The sequence below is a fragment of the Pseudohaliea sp. genome (assembly GCF_040217025.1).
Taxonomy (GTDB): Bacteria; Pseudomonadota; Gammaproteobacteria; order Pseudomonadales; family Halieaceae; genus Pseudohaliea.
Genome location: NZ_JAVJOA010000008.1, coordinates 1,344,562 through 1,362,302, shown reverse-complemented (window position 1 = coordinate 1,362,302; position 17,741 = coordinate 1,344,562). Strand labels below are relative to the sequence as shown.

Here is a 17,741-nt window from a genome sequence, read left to right as displayed (position 1 = left end):
AGCATTGCTGTGACAACTGTGACAGAGCCCGGGGATGAAGCATTAACTGCGGCGCGCCGCCCCCTCGAGCACATACGTATCTGCGACCTCACCGGGCAGCTGGCGGGCGCGGGCTCGACGAAAGCGCTGGCGGCCCTGGGGGCAGAGGTCATCCGCGTCGAGGACCCGGTGCGCAAGGGACGCTGGGACATCCTTCGCGGCGCGCCGCCCTTCGTGGATTCGCGCCGGGGCCTGGATCTCGGCGGTGGCTTCAATAACCACAACACCGAGAAGAAGGGCGTCACGATCAATCTGCGGACGCCGCGCGGCAAAGCGCTGCTCAGGGACCTTATCCGGCAATGCGACGTGGTGGCGGAAAACTTCGCCGCGGGCGTCATGGAGCGCCTCGGGTTCGGCTGGGAAGAGCTGCAGAAAATCCGCACTGACATCATCTACGTGTCTCACTGCGGCTTCGGTCACACGGGTCCTTACAGCAGGTACAAGACCTGGGGACCGATTGTGCAGGCGATGTCCGGCCTGACCTTCACCTCGGGCCTGCCCGAGCAGGAGCCCGCAGGGTGGGGCTTTTCCTACATGGACCACACCGGCGGCTACTACATGGCGATTGCCATGCTGCTCGCGATTGCTCACCGCAACAGGACAGGGGAAGGGCAGTGGGTGGATCTTTCCTGCACGGAAGCGGGTGCCACGCTTCACGGCCCTGCCATCCTCGATCATTCGGTCAACGGACGGCCCATGCGCCGTGCCGAATCACCGGAAAGCAACCGGCAGAACTGGCCGGCCATGGCGCCCCACGGGGTGTATCCCGCGAAGGGGGAGGACCGCTGGGTTGCTATCGCCTGCAGGGATGACGCCGACTGGCACGCATGTGCAGAAGTGATCGACCTGTCCTGGGCACGGGACAACCGCTTCGCCGAAAGAGGCTCGCGCATCGCCAAGCGGGAAGCGCTGGACGCGCTGCTGGCGGACTGGACCCGGGGTGAGGAGCCCTTTGCCCTGGCCGATGCGCTGGCGGGGGCCGGCGTGCCCGCCGCGGTGGTCAAGAGCCCCGAGGAGCGCATTGATCTCGACGCGAATACTGCTGAATGGGAGTTGTTCCCTGTCGCTGAGCATCGCGAGATGGGCAGGGTGCGCGTCGATGGCCTGGGGGTGCATCTGTCGGAGACCGACTGGCAGATAGATCGCGGCGCTCCCTGCCTCGGTGAGCACAACGAGCAGGTTTTCGGCGACCTGCTCGGCCTGTCTTCAGACGAGATTGAAGAAATGCGTGCGGCGGGAGATATCTGATGCCGGGGCCTCTGCAGGGTGTTCGCGTTATCGAGCTGGCGCATGAGCGCTGTTGCTTCCTGGGCAAGCTGCTTGCGGACGCCGGGGCGGACGTCGTCGTGGTGGAGCCGCCGGAGGGCGCTGCGCAGCGCGGCCATGAACCGTTCCTGGATGACCAGCCGGGTCTGGAACGAAGTCTTTCCTGGTGGCACTACAACACGAGCAAGCGCGGGGTCACCCTCGACCTGGCATCGGAGCAGGGAATCGGGCAGCTGCGCCAGCTTCTCGCCGGTGCGGATGTCTTTATCGATGGAGAAGCCCCGGGGCGCCTCGCGCAGCTGGGTCTCGATTACCTGTCCCTGCAGCCGCTGAACCCGGGCCTGCTCATGGTCTCATTGACGCCCTACGGACAGTCCGGGCCGGAGAAAGAGCGTCCTGCCACCGACCTGACCCTCGCAGCGAGCGGCGGCATGCTGTGGATGAACGGCTATGACGACCACAGCATCCCCCCGATCCGTGGCGGCGGGAACCAGTCCTTCCACACCGGGGCTCACTACGCCATGATGGCCCTGCTTGCCGCACTGCTTTACCGCGATGAACACGGGGCGGGTCAGTTCATCGATGTCAATATCAACGCGTGTTGCAACGTCACGACCGAGTCCGGGTCCTATGCCTGGCTCGTCTCCGGGGCCGTCGTGCACCGACAGACCGGGCGCCACGCGGCCGCTCGTCCGACCAGTTCGTCGCAGGTGCGCTGCAGCGACGGCCGCTATGTCAACACCGGCGTGCCGCCGCGAACGCCGAAAGAGTTTCGTAGCCTGCGCGACTGGGTACTGGAACTCGGCCTGCAGGACGAGTTCCCCGAGCTCGTGTTCCTCGAGATGGCCATGGAACTGGAGTATGTGGACCAGGGAAAGATCGGCGTGGATGATGCGGTGACCGCCATGTGTGCGGCCGGGCGCGATGCGCTCGTGTTGATCGCTTCACGTCTGCCCGCCTACGATTTCTTTCGCGGCGGCCAGGACAGGGGCTTCTCCGTAGGGGTGATCTATTCGCCGGAGGAGGTGATGGACGATCTGCACTTCCGCGACCGGGGTTTTCCCACAGCCGTTGAACACCCGGAGCTGGGGGCCAGCTTTGAGTACCCCGGCGTGCCCTACCGCTTGAACGGCAGTCCCTGTGAAGTCAGCCGCCGCGCGCCCTTGCTGGGCGAGCACAACGAGGAGGTTCTCGGACGCCTCGATGACGAAGGGGCTGCTTCCGGTTCATCGCCAGCGTGAGCTGCGGCCGCCCCCGGGCGGCGCTCTATCCCCCGCTTCTTCCCACCTGTCCTGCTCTTCTCCGCCCCTGAAGTCCTTGTCTTCAAAGGCGGTTCCCGGCAGTCTACACCGGTTATCCAGCCCCAGCTCTTTACAGCAATCCAGGGTCGGCCCCGACAGGTCCGATCGAGTATTGTGGAGCGGTACAGCTGGACCCGAGCGTGGGGTCATTTGCCAGGGAAGGGGACCGACTAATGGCGAAGAAACACAACTTTGATACCGGCGAGCTTGATCGCTGGCTGGGTATCCCGCTGGGCGGGGGAAACCTGCTGGACCCGCTGCACGTCAACGATATCCGGCGTTTCGTTCAGGCGATGCAGAATCCCAACCCACTTTACTACGACGCCGACTATGCGGCCGAGAGCTGCTTCGGCCGGATCGTCGCGCCCCAGTCCTTCGTGGTCGCCACCAGTGATAGTGGCTCGGGCCTTATGCCCGCTATCCAGGGCCGGCTCGAGGGGACGCATGGTCTGTTGACGGGGGATGAATGGTGGTTCTACGGCCCCCTGCTGGAGCCGGGCGACAAGATACGGCAGGAGCGCATGCTCTACGACTACCGGATTGTCGACACCCGCTTCGCGGGGCCGACCGTCCTGGCCCGAGGGGACACCATCTATATCAATCAGCGTGGCGAAGTGGTCGCGAAACAGCGGGCCAGCGCAATGCGCTACCACGCCGAAGAAGCGGTAAAGCGCAAGCTGTACACGCAGCACAGCGAACCGGAGTGGAGCGCGGAACAGCTGGAGGAGATCGAGCGTCAGCACTTCGAGTGGATAAACAGCTTCCGTGAAATGGGCCATGGCCGGCGCAGCTCGGCCCAGGCCGGTGATCGCCTGGTGACGCGGCCGGTGGGGCCGCACAGCCTGATGTCCTTCGTCACCGAGTTGCGTGCATTGCCCGCAATGGTCTGGGGGGCTTTCGGCGAGGATCGTTTCAGGCACTCCTCGACGGAGGGTCGTGACGGGGGCGGCGGCGCCGGCTGGCTGGCGGAGCTGGATCGATCACCGGGGCAGGCAAGGATTGACCCCCGCTATGCCGATGCTCTGTACCGCGGCCCCAACCTGGCGCACGTGGTACCGCAGCTCGGGCGGCTGGTGGGCATGCCCCGCTCCTACGGCTACGGTGTGGGCGTCGGCTGCTGGATGATGGATTACGTGAGTAACTGGATCGGCGAATGGGGGGAGATAGTGCACAGCAAGATCAACTACCGCTATCCCGTGTTTGTCGGCGATATGGCGTATATCAACGGTGAGGTCACTGCTGTCCACCACCCGGACGATTTCGGTCCGATTGTCATACTGGACGTGACGGCCACCACGCAGGATGGCGTGACGGTGGCTGATGGGGTTATCCAGGCGCGCTTGTCGCGGGAATCTGAGGGCGAGGCGTTCGTGTCAGCGACCCCTTCCTAGAACTTGTCGCATAGAAAAATATACAATATATAACTTAATAAGTATTAAATAGAAAGCAAGGGCGATTATCCGCCGGGCGAAGTGCGATGCTTTCCATGATTATCCCGTAGTGATACTATTTTTATATTTTTCGGGAGGTCCTGGGTTGCATGATAAACCGGGTGGTGGTGCCTGTTAAAGCCTTTGCCGAGGCCAAGACCCGACTGTCCCCCGTGCTGACAGCGCGCCAGCGGGAGCAGCTCGCCCGGGCCTTTGCCACCGATACGCTGGCCCTGCTGGCGGCGCACCCCGAGGTGTCGTCGATAACCGTCGTTTCCGATGATCCGCAAGTGCTCGAGGTCGCCGCTGATTACGGTGCCGACAGCTTTCATGAGCGGCGCGGGCCTGGATTGGGGCTGAACGCAGCGCTGGAGGCGTGTCTCTTCACGCTCCAGGACGCGGTGGCGCAGTCCCTGATCGTTCTCCATGCGGATCTGCCGTGTCTGACTTGCGATGATTTGAGCGCCGTCATTGCCTTGCGTCGCCGCGCGGGTGGGGTGGTGCTCGGTTGCGACCGCCGCGGTAGCGGGACCAATCTACTGGCATTTTCGTCTATTGAGCACATGCCGATGGCATTCGGACGCGACAGTTGCGCGCGTTTCCAGCGGCAGGCCGATGCCAGGGGGCTGCAATGCAGCGTGATGCTCCGCGCTGGCATCGGTCATGATGTCGATGCGCCGGAGGATCTTCGAGCACTGCAGGCTCGGCGGGGTGACCGGGTAATCGGCGCGGCGACCAGCCGGCTACTGGCAGCCTGGGCTCCGGAAGATGCCGCACCCGGCGATGCGCTCGCGATGATGGAACCCTGCCGAGGTGTTGTCGATTGATCGATCTTGTGAACATCGGGGAGAGGCTGTTGAAAGGCGGCATGCTCGATGATTTTGAGGCGCTCGCCCTGGCCGGCTGTCGGGACGTCGATGCCCTGTGCGACATGGCGGCGCGGTTGCGGGATCTGGAGCACGGTGAAGTTGTCACCTATTCCCGCAAAGTCTTCCTGCCATTGACCCGGTTGTGCCGTGATGTCTGTCATTACTGCACCTTTGCGACCACGCCCGGGCGGCTGGAGTCGGCCTTCATGTCCCTCGATGAGGTGCTTTCGCTCTGTCACGAGGGCGCGAAGCTGGGATGTAAGGAGGCTCTCTTCACCCTTGGCGAGCGCCCGGAACTCAGGTACCGGGCCGCGCGCGAAGCGCTCACGGCCATGGGGTTCTCGACCACCCTCGAGTATGTGGCTGCGGTAGCGGCACGGGTTCGTGACGAGACCGGGTTGCTTCCGCACATCAACGCCGGGTGCATGAGCGATGAGGAACTGGCGGCACTGAGGCCTGTGTCCGCCTCCATGGGGTTGATGCTGGAGTCAGTTGCCGAGCGGCTCTGCGAGAAAGGACAGGCGCACCATGGGTCGCCCGACAAAGAGCCCGCTCGCCGCCTCGCTACGCTTGAAGCTGCGGGGCGGGCCCGTGTTCCCTTCACCTCCGGGATCCTGGTCGGTATTGGTGAGACGCGGCGTGAGCGCATTGAAGCGCTCCTGGCCTTGCGCGCCAGTCATCAGCGCCACGGCCATCTGCAGGAAGTGATCATTCAGAATTTCCGGGCGAAAGCGGGCACCCTGATGGCCGCGGCGCCCGAGCCCGACCTGGCGGAGGTCTGCTGGAGCGTTGCCGTCGCGCGCCTGATCCTCGGGCCGGCGATGAATATCCAGGTACCGCCGAATCTGAGCCCGGGCAGCCTGCCCCAGCTGATAGCTGCGGGAATCAACGACTGGGGCGGTGTCTCTCCGCTCACCCCGGATCACGTCAACCCGGAGGCCCCCTGGCCGCACCTCGATGAGCTGGCGAAAGAAACCTGGGCCGCCGGCAAGTTCCTCGAGCAGCGCCTGACCGTTTATCCGTCCTACGCCCGGCAGCCTGAGCGTTGGTTGGATGAGCGTCTGCGCAGCCGCGTGCTCCGGCTGAGTGATGCGGCGGGTTTTGCGCGTCGCGATGGCTGGGTCCCCGGCAGGTCGCAGACCGTCCCTGCGGATCTCCCGCAGCCGAACCGGCGGTCCACGGCGGCGGTGCCCTTGAGCGGAGGCTTCACGGACATCATCAGGCGCTGCGAGGCGGGGGCAGAGCTGCAGGAGAAAGACCTATGCCGGCTTTTTGCCGCCCGGGGGCGTGAGTTCAACTGCCTGGCAAAAGCCGCCGATCGTCTTCGCGAAGCCGTCAATGGCGACGTGGTGACCTATGTCGTCAACCGCAATATCAACTACACCAACGTCTGCTATTTCAACTGTCAGTTCTGCGCCTTTTCCAAGGGGCAGGGCAGTAGCGATCTGCGGGGGCGGCCCTATGACATCGACGGCGAGGAGATCGCCCGGCGCTGTGTCGAGGCCTGGGAGCGGGGCGCCACCGAAGTCTGCATGCAAGGCGGTATTCACCCGGATTACAGCGGCGACACCTACCTGCAGATTCTGCGGACCGCCCGGGCAGCTGTACCCGGGATGCATATCCACGCCTTCTCTCCCCTGGAGGTCACACAAGGGGCGAATACGCTGGGGCTGTCCGTTGAAGAATTCCTCGGCCTGCTCCGTGACGAAGGTCTCGGCAGTCTGCCCGGCACGGCTGCAGAGGTGCTTCACGAGGAAGTGCGCCGTCGGCTGTGTCCCGACAAGATCTCCGGTGACCAGTGGCTGGATGTGATGCGCACCGCCCACACCGTCGGCCTGCCGACCACGGCGACCATCATGTACGGGCATATCGAGCGCCCCCGGCACTGGGCGGACCACCTGCTGAAGGTGCGTCGGCTGCAGGCGGAAACCGGAGGCTTCACCGAATTTGTGCCGCTGCCTTTCGTTGCCGAGGAGGCGCCCATCTATCGCCGTGGGCTGGCCCGGCCCGGGCCGACGTTCCGCGAGGCGATTCTCATGCACGCGGTCGCACGCCTGGTTCTGCACGGCTACATCGACAACATCCAGGCCTCCTGGGTGAAGATGGGGCAGGAGGGCGTCGCGGCCTGCCTGGCGGCCGGCGCCAATGACCTGGGCGGAACGTTGATGAACGAAAGCATTACCCGGGCAGCGGGTGCCGCTCACGGCCAGGAATGGTCCGCCCGTGCCATGGAGCAGTTCATCAGGGAGCTGGGTCGGCGCCCGCGGCAGCGGAACACGCGCTACGAGGCGGTTCCGCCCGAGCAAAGAATGGCGGCAAGCGCGTGCGCTCCACTTCAGCCTACCCGCGAGCAGGCCGCGGGCAGGAAGCAGGTCTGTAAGCTTGTCGGCTGGGAGGGGCAGGCTACCGCCAGTGGCGGTGGCCTTAGGTAAATGCCCGGTTCAGTGGTCCAGCCCGGTGATCCTGATGCCGGCGTGGGCCCCGTATTGCTTGTTGATTGTTATCAGCACGGATGTCAGTGCCTCTGCTGCTGCGGCGTTGCTGATCATCCCGGCGTGAAATCCGCGCAGCCCCGCCGCCTCCACCAGCGTGATGACCTGCTGCCTGGCCTCTTTGCTGTTGCCCGATACGAGCACGTCGCAGTCGAAGGAATGGCCTTCTTTCAGGTGATGCGCGGCAACGTTCTGGAAGGCGGATACGACCTTGACTTCCTCTCCCAGCAGGTTCTGGGCGATCTGGCCGGCGCTGCCCTCTGAGGGCAGCTGCACCCGTGCGACTTTCGGCGGTACCAGCGGCACCGTGACGTCGATGAGGATCTTGCCCAGCAGGGCGGGCTTCACCTGCTCTAGGGTGCTGGCCTGGTGGGCGAAAGGCACGGTGAGTACCACGATATCGGCTGCTTCGGCGGCCTGCAGGTTCTCGGCTGCTTCCACTGTGTCTACCGCCTCAACGTCGATGTTCCTCTCGGCCATGACGGCTCTCAGGTCCGCAACCGCTGCTGCCGCTTTTTCGGCTTGTCGCGAGCCGATAACTACGTGGTAGCCGGCCTGTACCCAGCGTCTCGCCAAACCGGTGCCCAGGTCCCCCGTGCCGCCGAGGATGGCCAGACGAGGTTTCGTGCTCTGTTCCATTCCAAACCCCCTTGCTTTAGCTAAAAAGTATCCAATAAATATTCAAATGTCTCTTCTTTTGATCAATTCCTGCCGAAAAGCAATAGAATGCTATAAAAGTATTGAAAAGAGTATACCTAAAATAGCTAGCCACGCGTTACTGCTCTAAGTTGCCTGGACCTTAGCCGTGATGCCAGCGCCATCGCGAGCGCGGTCTGCCTGTGGTTCGGCTGTCGAAGCTTCGCCCAGTCCGGGTTGAAGGTATGTCTACGGCCCGCCCTGCAGCAGCGCTCATCGGCAAGCAGCGCGACGCACTGTACGGTCTAAAAATACCTTTTATGATGTCAAAAAGGTACTAATAAAGTATCAAAAAGCCAGAAAAAGAGAAATTATTCAGTGTTTTCTCAGAATATGTGCTTGTAGGTACCTAAAACAAGTGCCAAACTGAAGTCAATGGTATTCAGTACTGCAAAAATGAAAGCTAAGGACTGCGACTGCCTTTGCTGGAGAGCGCCGACGCGGCGCGGGGTGGAGTTGAGCGGTCAGTGAAGGCGGCTCTGCTGCACTCCCCCGGAGTGCTGAGCGGGCCTGGTGACGAGCACGGTGGCTCAGGCGCGGTTGCATTCCGTGTGCAAATTCCTGGAAGCGTAGAGATGGGGGCTTGGCAAAAAAATGAATAAAGGACAATTTTCCTTCGGACGGTTGAGTGCGGCGGTGACGGCGCTGGTGCTGAGTGCCGGCGCGGCCGGACAGGCAGACAGTGGCGCTGCGGCAGAAGGTGGACAAGCGCTGGAAGAAATTCTTGTCACGGCACAGCGGCGTGCGGAAAGTCTTCAGGACGTGCCGATTTCTATCGCCGCGGTAACCGCCGACGACCTGCGCACCTACCGGTTTCGGGATCCCGCCGAACTGGCCGAGCAGGTGGCGAACCTGACGGCCCAGCCTTCCGCCGGCGCCGGCATACCGATTTTTGGCCTCCGCGGCGTCTCGATGACGGACTGGAGCCTGAATCAGGCCAGCCCCATTGCGGCTTACGTCGACGAGGTTTACAAAGGCAACCCGGCATTCCTGGCGGTGCCGATCTTTGATCTCGAGCGCATTGAGGTGCTTCGTGGTCCTCAAGGAACCCTGTGGGGGAAAAATACTACCGGTGGCGCCGTCAACTTCATCAGCAAGAAGCCGGTCTTCGAGAACGAGGCCTACATCACCGCGGGTGTTGGCAACTTCAGTCGTTACGAAGCCGAAGCCGCGGTCAATGTGGCGCTCAGCGAGACCCTTGCAGTTCGGCTCGCCGGCACCTACGCCGAAGCTGACGGCTGGTATGAGAATGTCACGCCGGGGGTGGACGATGCGTTCTCGGTCGATGAGCAGGGCCTGCGACTTAGCGTACTCTGGCAGGCGCAGGAGAATCTCGAGGTCATCCTGCGGGCCTCCACCGGAAAGTCAGAGCCGGTCACCTTTGCTAACAAGTTTATCGAGGAGGCACAGCCGACCTACTTTGGCGCCTACAGCCTCTTCAACGCCTTTGGCGGCACGCCGCTTGGCGATCCCACGCACGCGGGTCTCGACTGGTTCGAGCACAGTTCAGACTCTGACGAAAAGCGCCTGCTGGAGACCGATTCGCTGTCGGCCACCATCAACTGGCAGCTGAGCGAGCGTTTCACGCTTACGTCGATTTCCGCCTGGGACAGCGGCGAGATTTACAGCCCTGACAACTCGGATGCTGTGGTCAATCAGACCATCATTGCAAACTACACGTCCGATGCGGACCAGGTGACACAGGAGCTTCGTTTAACGTCCAACCTGGATGGCCCGTTCAACTTCGTTACCGGTCTTTACTACGCCGGTGATGAACTGGATACCCAGAACAGGATCGGCCTGTTCATGGATATCGACTTCAATCTCGATGGCGCTGTCGACGCAGCGGATTGCACGGACCCGACCTCCATCGCTTTCGGCCTGCCCCCCAGCGATGCGGGTGCGGCGACAGAGGCACTCTTCAACAGCCTGGGCTTCAGCCTAGGTGATTTCGCGACCCTTGGCTGCTTTGCAGCCAACTCCTTCGAGCAGGAGCGGACCAGTTACGCCGCCTTCTTCGATGGCAGCTATGACCTGACCGAGTCGCTGAAGCTGCGCTTCGGCGTGCGCTACACCGACGATGAGACGGAGCTGCGTGGCTTCAACGCCCACTTTGCCACCGGCGACGGCACACCATTCATACCGACCATCAATGATGGCTCCTTCGATCCGCTGGCGGCCGCACCCGACCGCGCCTTCTCGGATACCGAGGTCACGGGGAGAATCGGCTTGGATTACACCCTGGCTAGCGGTGCCCTGCTGTATGCGAGTTTCAGCCAGGGCTACCGGGCCGGCTCCTTCAACGCACAGGCTTATTACGCGCCCGGGGAGCTGAATGCAGTCGATCCGGAGTACCTCGATAGCTGGGAAGTGGGTTTCAAGAGCAGCCTTTGGGATAACCGCCTGAGGCTCAATGGGTCGGCATTCTACTACCAGTACGAGAACCAGCAGTTCCTCGACTTCGACGCGGCCACTCAGATCCAGACGCTTACCAATGTCGATGAATCGACGATCGTCGGCCTGGAGCTTGAGTTGGCGGCGCAGTTGACGCCGGCATTGTATCTGCAATTCGGCCTCGGCATGCTCGATGCGGAAATCGACGAGGGTGTTCTCAATGGCATGGATATTTCCGGCAGCCAGTCACCAATGGCGCCGGACCTCAACTTCAACGCATCGCTCGACTGGACGCTCTACGAGGGTGAGGCCGGCGCTCTCAGCCTCAATCTCAATGGCACCTATCAGGACGAGACCATCTACTTCATCGGCCGCGGCGCTGCCGACGACTATTCCCTGCTGAATGCGCGGTTGTCGTACACCGCCAGGGACGCAAAGTGGCGTGCCAGTCTCTGGACCAGGAACTTGACCGACGAGGAATACAACACCAGTTTCTATAACGGTCTGGTCGACGTCGGTGTGGTTGCTGGCTTTGTCGGGCCTCCGAGAACCTATGGGGCCGAGCTGTCTTACAGCTTCTGATAGTCCGGGCTTGCCCGGTAATAGCCGAGGCACTAGCGGAGGGCAGGCCCGCCTTACAGTTGAAGCGATCATAAGCCGTCCGCGGCGCCATTACCGCACGCGTCTGCTTGGCTTGCACCACCAGCAACATATCGGTATGCCGCTTGTGCGGCCCGGAGCTGATAATGCGAGCCATGGTGATGGAGGCGATCGGCGAACCGCTGCACGATCAGGAGCGCGAGACGCCGCAGCCCGGCCCCGGCCAGCTTCTGCTCGAGGTCAGTGCCTGCGGCGTCTGCCGGACAGACCTCCACCTGGTCGACGGCGAACTGCCGGACATCCGGACGCCCGTCGTCCCGGGCCATGAGATCATCGGCCGGGTGGTCGCGGTGGGCGAGGGCGCGGAGGCCGCCATCGGTGACCGCCTCGGGGTGCCCTGGCTCGGCTATAGCTGCGGCAAGTGCGCTTACTGCCGGCGCGGCGAGGAAAACCTCTGCAACGCCGCGCGCTTCACCGGCTATCAGCTCGACGGCGGCTATGCCGATCACGTGCTCGTGGACCACCGCTACGCCTTTCCCATCGACCCGTTCTACGACGATGCCGAAGCGGCACCGCTGCTCTGTGCGGGGCTCATCGGTTATCGTTCCCTAGTTATGTGCGGCGCGGCGGAGCATCTCGGCATCTACGGCTTCGGCGCGGCGGCCCATATCGTCGCGCAGGTGGCGGCATACCAGGGCCGCAAGGTCTATGCCTTCACGCGGCCCGGGGATGACGCGGCGCAGCAGTTCGCGGAAGCGCTGGGTGCGGTGTGGACCGGCGGTTCCGATACGCGCCCCCGCCAGGCGCTCGACGCCGCGATCATCTTCGCGCCGGTCGGCGATCTCGTGCCCGCCGCCCTGGCGGCCGTGCGCAAGGCAGGTACGGTGGTCTGCGGCGGCATCCACATGAGTGACATCCCCGGCTTCCCTTACGCGTTGCTCTGGGAGGAGCGCGTATTGCGCTCCGTGGCGAACCTGACCCGACGCGATGCGACCGAGTTCCTGGCCCTCGCGCCGAAGGTCCCGGTGCGTACGCGTATCGAGCGCTTTCCGCTCGGGGAGGCCAACGCTGCCCTCGACTGCCTGCGCGAGGGACGGCTGACCGGGGCGGCGGTACTGATGCCGGGGGCCTAGCGTACCGGCGCAGGCCCCGCCGCCGGCCTGTCTTGCCTCCATGTTAGCTTCGCTCGCCGACAGCTACGCATCGAGGGCCCATACTGCTAAGCTCCGGCGCATGCCTCCTCACCGGGGACCCCCCGAACCGTGACTGTCCTTTTCCGACTCCTGCTCTGCGTCCTGCTGGCCCAGGCTGCCGTCTCCCGGGCCCAGCCGGAGCTGTTGCCGGCCTTGCTCGGCGGGAGCGGGGCGGGCGAGCTGCGTGCGATCGAGCCGCTGGTCTGGTCCGACCCCTGGACGGCCCGGGAACGGCTCATGGCGCTCGGCGACGCGGACGCGGCGCCAACGTTCGAGGCGGCCCGGAACCTGCTGCTCGCGCAGTCGCTGGTCTACCTGCATCGCAACGACGAGCTGGCCGAGGCCGTCGCCGCCGGCAACGCGGCGCTCGAGGGCAGCAGTCCGGCCCGGCTGCGCCACTACCTGGCCATGCTCGACGGCGTGAGTGCCGCACGCCAGGGTGACCTCGACGGCGCCCTGGGGCGGCTCGCCACGGCGGCGGCCGAGGCCCGCGGGGCGGATCTTGGCGGCATCGCGGTGCTGGCCACTGCCGAGCTCGGTTACGCGCACACGCACGCGGGCAATTACGAGCAGGCCCTGCAGGTGCTGCAGGGGGCCGCGGAGGCGGCGCTGGCCAGCGGCGATGCGTTCCTGGTCGCAGTCGTCGACGAAGTCTACGGCGTGCTCTACGCCTACCTCGATGAGTACGACCGCGCCATCCGCTATTTCCGCCAGGCCCTCGCAAACTACGAGACCCTCGCCTACCCGGTGTACGTCGCGGAAGCGGTCTACGGCCTGGCTACCGCCTACCGCTACAGCGGTGACCGGGAGGCGGCGCTGGCGGCTTTCCGTCGCTACCGTGACATCATGGCGGCCCATGGCGATGCCGGCGGGCGCTTCTCGGCGCTCTACGGCCTGGGCATGACCCACGCCGAGATGGGCAACTGCGAAACGGCCCTGCCGGTGATCGCCGAGGCGCTGGGTGCCGGTGGCCCGACGGATTACGACGCGGAACTGCTCAAGCGGGCCGCGGTCTGCCACGCCCGCCAGGGCGACAGCACCGCCGCTACCGCCGCCCTGGCCCGTGCCCGCGAAATCATCGGCGGCATGCCGGAGCTGGCGGGCACGCGCTGGGACATCGGGCTAGACAAGGCAGAAGCCGACATGCACGCGGCGCTCGGTACCTATGAAGAGGCCTATCGCGCGCTGGACCGCTACCAGGCGCGGCAGCTGGCGCTGCAGCGTGAGAACGCCTCGGAGCGCAGCCTGTCCCAGCGCGCCGCGCTGGAAAACGCGCGCCAGGCGCTGCAGATCGAGTTGCTGCAGGAGCAGGCCCGGGTCCGCTCCCTCGAGATCGGGCAGCAGCAGCGGGAGCTGCGCAACGAGCGCCTCGGCTTCATCCTGCTGGCGGTCGGGCTGGTCTCGGTCGTCGCTGTCGTGCTCTGGCGCCTGCGCGACCTGCGCCGCTATCGCGCGCTGTCCACCCGCGACAGCCTGACCGGGATCGCCAACCGGCGCCATATCTTCGATCGCCTCGAGGACCTCCTCGAGGGCCTGGCGCCGGGGCGCGGCAGCCTGTCGGTCGTGCTCCTCGACGTGGACGACTTCAAGGCGATCAACGACCGCCACGGGCACCCGGTGGGAGACCGGGTGCTGCAGGCCCTGGCCGCTTCCCTCGCCGGGATGCTGCGGCCGGGGGATGAAGTGGCCCGCGTCGGTGGCGAGGAGTTCCTGCTGGTGCTGCCGCGCACGGATCGCGACGGCGCCGTGCAGGTTGCGGCGCGGTTGCGCGAGACCTTGCGCGAACTGCGGGTGGCGGCCGGCGGCGCACCTATCAAGGTGACGGCGAGTATCGGTGTGGCGACCGCGGGCCCCGGTCGCGACAACCCCGCTGCCCTCTATGCAGCCGCGGACGAGGCCCTCTACCGGGCGAAGGCCAGCGGGAAGAACCGCTTCGAGCTGGCCGCCGCGGTCTCCTGAGCTGACTCAGGCCAGGGCGCGGTAGAGCCGCGTCACCAGCTCCTCCCCTGCCAGCATGGCGACGACCACGGCAATAAAGGCGCCCGCGCCGTGCATGGCTCCGGCGAAGTGGATGGCTTCGCCGAAGGCGAGGTCCAGGGCGCCCAGCATCACGAACTTGGAGCCGAAAAGAATCAGCCAGGCACTGAAAAAACGAGCGAAGGTCCACGCCGCGCCGGCGCGCCCCCGGAACCAGCCGGCGACCCGGTGCTCGATAACGAGGGTCAGCTGCAGTAGCAGCTGGAGAAGCACCGCCACGGCGAGGGACAGGGTGAAGCCGTCGATGGCGACCCGGTCCCAGTGTTCCGCGAAGAGGTTGAGTACCACGAGGTCCGCGAGGATCGCGATCAGGTAGCGCGCGAACAGGCGCTGCCGCGTGGTGGGCGTCTCGGCCGCTGCGGCGACCACATGGTGGTGGGGTTTCACGGGCGGGCTCCGGCGAGGGCTGGGGGTTCGTTATAGCATGTGCCCGGTGCGCCGTCCGCGTTCTCCGCTACAATGGCGCCGACCTGGCGAAATGCGGCGAGGGGGCCTACCGAACCGTGCGCAAGACCCTGAAGTTCCTGCACACCGTCGGCGCTATCGGCTATGCCGGGGCGGCGGCGGCGCTACTCGTGCTGCACTCGCAGCTCCCGACCCCGGAGGACCTGGAACGCTTCGCCACGCTGCGCATGGCCATGGGAGCGGTGGCCGAGCGCATCCTCCTGCCTTCCATTGCCCTGGTGCTGGTCAGCGGTCTGCTCGCCATGGCCTTCAACCGCGCCTTTCACAACGCCGGCTGGGTGTGGCTGAAGCTCATCTTCGGGGTGCTCGTCTTCGAGGGGACGCTGGTCTCGGTGCAGGCCCCGATGCAGCGCGCGGCCCTGCAGGCCGAGGCAGCCCTCGCCGGCAATGTGCCTGCGGCGGAGCTGGCCGCGCCGCTGGGACCCGAGTGGGGCTCGCTCTGGGTCGTCCTGCTGCTGGCAGTCTTCAATGTGGTGCTCGGCGTCTGGCGCCCGCGGGGGCGGCGGCGCGAGGGCGCGGCCGAGGTGGCGGACTGATGCGGCAGTTTCCCTTCCGGCAGGTGGATGTCTTCACCGCCGAACCGCACTGCGGCAACCCCCTGGCCGTCGTGCACGACGCCGCCGGTCTCGATAGTGACGCCATGGCGGCTTTCGCCCGCTGGACCAACCTCTCGGAAACCGTCTTCCTGCTGCCGCCCGGGGATTCCGCTGCCGATTACCGCCTGCGTATCTTCACGCCGGGCGGGAGCTGCCCTTCGCCGGGCACCCGACGCTGGGTGCCTGCTACAGCTGGCTCGCCGCCGGCGGCCGGCCGCGGCAAGCGGGATATGTGGTACAGGAGTGCGGCGCGGGGCTGGTGCGCGTACGCGAGCAGGGCGGCACGCTGGCCTTCGCCGCGCCGCCGCTCCTGCGCACGGGTCCGGTCGCTGAAGAGGAGCTGGCGGTGCTGCTGCCCGCGCTGGGACTGGACCCTGCGGCGCTGGAGGCGCACCAGTGGGTCGACAACGGCCCCGGCTGGTGTGCCCTGCTGCTCCGCTCGGTGGACGCGCTGCGCGCGCTGGCGCCGGACTGGGCCGCGCTCGGTGACTACCGGGTCGGGGTTGCGGCGCTGCTGCCGGCCGATGAGCCGGGCGATCTCGAGGTGCGTGCCTTCGTACCGGGGGCCGGCGTGCCCGAAGATCCGGTCACCGGCAGCCTCAACGCGGGTCTCGGGCAGTGGTTGATCGGCGAGGGGCGCCTGCCGCCCGTCTACCGGGCACGGCAGGGCAGGGCGCTCGGGCGTGATGGCTGGCTTGAGCTCGCCCTGGAAGAAGACGCGCTCTGGGTCGGCGGACAGGTGGTCGAGGTCGTGGCGGGCAGCGTGGCGTTCCCGTCCTGAGCTACTGCAGGTTCAGCCGCGCCCGCTGCTCGTAGGTTTTCACCAGGGTCCAGAGCTGCTTGTCTTCGCAGCCCGCGCTTTCCACAAGGGCATCGACCTCGGCGCGACGCTCGGCGGCCCGCGCGGCGACCTCGACCGCCGCGGCTTCCTCGTCGCTGTAGTCACCACTCTCGAGCAACTCGCCGATGGCGCGCCGCTCCATCACGGCGAGGTTGTGATCGAACTGTTCCCGGGTGCCGCGCCCCGCTTCACCGCAGTGCATCATGGCCTGGTCCGCGGCCGCGTACTGGGCGTGAATGTAGCCCGGTTCCATGAGATGCCGCTGCGTGTGAACGCCGTAGGCCTCGAAGGCGATGTAGCCGATCACGAACAGCCCGACGAGAATACCGCCCCGGTCCATGTCTTCCCTTAAACTGCTTTTATCCAGTGAGTGTAGTCTGCCCGCAGGCGCTGTGCGAGCGTCTGCACGCACCCCGCCGCGCTCCCCTTTCTATACTATTAGTAGATACCGATTTTGGTAAGATCGCGACCATGGCAAGGGAGCGAACAACAGTCCTGGTGGTCGACGACACGCCGCAGAACATCGATCTGTTGGCCGGCTTGTTGCGGCCACACTACCAGGTCAAGGTCGCCAATCGTGGTCGCCGCGCGCTCGAGATCGTGCGCTCCCCGGCGCAGCCCGACCTGATCCTCCTCGACATCATGATGCCGGAGATGGATGGTTACGCGGTATGCCGTGCTCTCAAGGCGGACTACACCACGCGCCACATCCCGGTCATTTTCACCACCGCGAAGAATTCCACGGAAGACGAACTCCTCGGGCTGGAAGTCGGCGCGGTGGACTACGTCACCAAGCCGATCAGCCCCCCGATCCTCCTCGCCCGGGTCAGGACACACCTGGCCCTGTGCAACCAGCGGCGCGCGCTGGAGGAGCAGGTGCGCGAGCGCACCGCGCAACTGCAGCAGACGCGCCTGGAGATCGTCCAGCGTCTCGGCCGCGCCGCCGAATACAAGGACAACGAGACGGGGCTGCACGTCATCCGCATGAGCCACTATGCCCGGTTGCTCGGCGAGCGCGCGGGTATGGGGGCCCAGGAGGTGGACCTGCTCCTGCACGCCGCGCCCATGCACGACATCGGCAAGATCGGCATTCCCGACCAGATCCTGCAGAAACCGGGGCGCCTGACGCCGGAGGAGTGGGAGGTGATGAAGACGCACTGCCAGATCGGATCCGACATCCTCGGCCAGACCGACGGCTCGGAGCTCCTCGCCATGGCACGGGTCATTGCGCTCAATCACCACGAGCGCTGGGATGGCAGCGGCTACCCGCACGGCCTGGCCGGGGAGGACATCCCCCGGGTCGCGCGCATGGTCGCTATCGCCGATGTCTTCGATGCGCTCACCAGCGACCGCCCCTACAAGGAGGCCTGGCCCCTCGAGCGAGCGCTGGCCCTGCTGCGGGACCAGGCCGGCAGTCACTTCGACCCGTTGCTCGTGCAGCACTTCCTCGATGCGCTCCCGGAAGTGGAGGAGATCCAGCGTCGCTACGCCGAGGGCAGCGCACGCGCGGAGCGGCATTGAC

At 65.3% G+C, this 17,741-nt stretch carries 13 protein-coding genes and 1 pseudogene; 11 read left to right on the top strand and 3 right to left on the bottom strand.

All coding sequences use genetic code 11. The features are described from left to right. The first annotated feature begins 9 nt into the window (after positions 1 to 9). From RKE50_RS10300 to cofH, 5 genes are all read left to right on the top strand, one after another. Positions 10 to 1,287 (top strand): CaiB/BaiF CoA transferase family protein, encoded by a 1,278-nt coding sequence (locus RKE50_RS10300; RefSeq protein ID WP_350036313.1) that lies wholly within the window; start codon positions 10 to 12, stop codon positions 1,285 to 1,287. Further along, on the top strand, positions 1,287 to 2,546 hold the full coding sequence (locus RKE50_RS10295; protein ID WP_350036312.1) for a CaiB/BaiF CoA transferase family protein: 1,260 nt from the start codon (positions 1,287 to 1,289) through the stop codon (positions 2,544 to 2,546). Before RKE50_RS10300 ends, RKE50_RS10295 begins: the two co-directional genes overlap by 1 nt. Before the next feature lie 233 nt (positions 2,547 to 2,779). Further along, on the top strand, positions 2,780 to 3,997 hold the full coding sequence (locus RKE50_RS10290) for an FAS1-like dehydratase domain-containing protein (protein WP_350036311.1): 1,218 nt from the start codon (positions 2,780 to 2,782) through the stop codon (positions 3,995 to 3,997). 149 nt (positions 3,998 to 4,146) lie between these two features. Beyond that, positions 4,147 to 4,863 (top strand): 2-phospho-L-lactate guanylyltransferase, encoded by a 717-nt coding sequence (gene cofC, locus RKE50_RS10285; protein ID WP_350036310.1) that lies wholly within the window; start codon positions 4,147 to 4,149, stop codon positions 4,861 to 4,863. A 29-nt stretch (positions 4,864 to 4,892) separates the two neighbouring features. Continuing rightward, a complete protein-coding gene (gene cofH, locus RKE50_RS10280; protein WP_350036309.1) occupies positions 4,893 to 7,337 on the top strand; it encodes a 5-amino-6-(D-ribitylamino)uracil--L-tyrosine 4-hydroxyphenyl transferase CofH in 2,445 nt (814 codons plus the stop codon). A 9-nt stretch (positions 7,338 to 7,346) separates the two neighbouring features. On the opposite strand, the gene npdG is transcribed toward cofH, so the two are convergent. Further along, entirely contained in the window at positions 7,347 to 8,036 is a 690-nt protein-coding gene (gene npdG, locus RKE50_RS10275) for an NADPH-dependent F420 reductase (protein WP_350036308.1), read from the bottom strand. A gap of 651 nt (positions 8,037 to 8,687) precedes the next feature. Here npdG and RKE50_RS10270 point away from each other — a divergent pair. The 3 genes from RKE50_RS10270 (at position 8,688) to RKE50_RS10260 (ending at position 14,239) form a co-directional block, all read left to right on the top strand. Beyond that, a complete protein-coding gene (locus tag RKE50_RS10270; RefSeq protein ID WP_350036307.1) occupies positions 8,688 to 11,069 on the top strand; it encodes a TonB-dependent receptor in 2,382 nt (793 codons plus the stop codon). Positions 11,070 to 11,233: 164 nt separating this feature from the next. Further along, positions 11,234 to 12,220, top strand: coding sequence for a zinc-dependent alcohol dehydrogenase family protein (locus RKE50_RS10265; RefSeq protein ID WP_350036306.1), 987 nt, complete (start codon positions 11,234 to 11,236; stop codon positions 12,218 to 12,220). 129 nt (positions 12,221 to 12,349) lie between these two features. Continuing rightward, positions 12,350 to 14,239, top strand: coding sequence for a tetratricopeptide repeat-containing diguanylate cyclase (locus RKE50_RS10260; protein WP_350036305.1), 1,890 nt, complete (start codon positions 12,350 to 12,352; stop codon positions 14,237 to 14,239). Positions 14,240 to 14,245: 6 nt separating this feature from the next. Here the strand turns inward: RKE50_RS10260 and RKE50_RS10255 are convergent, their stop codons facing one another. Beyond that, entirely contained in the window at positions 14,246 to 14,704 is a 459-nt protein-coding gene (locus RKE50_RS10255; protein WP_350036304.1) for a hypothetical protein, read from the bottom strand. A gap of 116 nt (positions 14,705 to 14,820) precedes the next feature. On the opposite strand from RKE50_RS10255, the gene RKE50_RS10250 reads away from it, so the two are divergent. Beyond that, positions 14,821 to 15,318 carry a hypothetical protein gene (locus RKE50_RS10250; RefSeq protein ID WP_350036303.1) on the top strand — a complete coding sequence of 166 codons (498 nt, stop codon included), beginning with the start codon at positions 14,821 to 14,823 and terminating at the stop codon, positions 15,316 to 15,318. Then, positions 15,318 to 16,159, top strand: a pseudogene (locus RKE50_RS10245) (PhzF family phenazine biosynthesis protein). Before RKE50_RS10250 ends, RKE50_RS10245 begins: the two are co-directional and overlap by 1 nt. 1 nt (position 16,160) lies before the next feature. Here the strand turns inward: RKE50_RS10245 and RKE50_RS10240 are convergent. Beyond that, complete coding sequence (locus RKE50_RS10240) at positions 16,161 to 16,559, bottom strand: hypothetical protein (protein ID WP_350036302.1); 399 nt, start codon at positions 16,557 to 16,559, stop codon at positions 16,161 to 16,163. 131 nt (positions 16,560 to 16,690) lie between these two features. Here RKE50_RS10240 and RKE50_RS10235 point away from each other — a divergent pair, with 131 nt between their 5' ends. Next, a complete protein-coding gene (locus RKE50_RS10235) occupies positions 16,691 to 17,740 on the top strand; it encodes an HD-GYP domain-containing protein (RefSeq protein ID WP_350036301.1) in 1,050 nt (349 codons plus the stop codon). Position 17,741 lies beyond the last annotated feature (1 nt).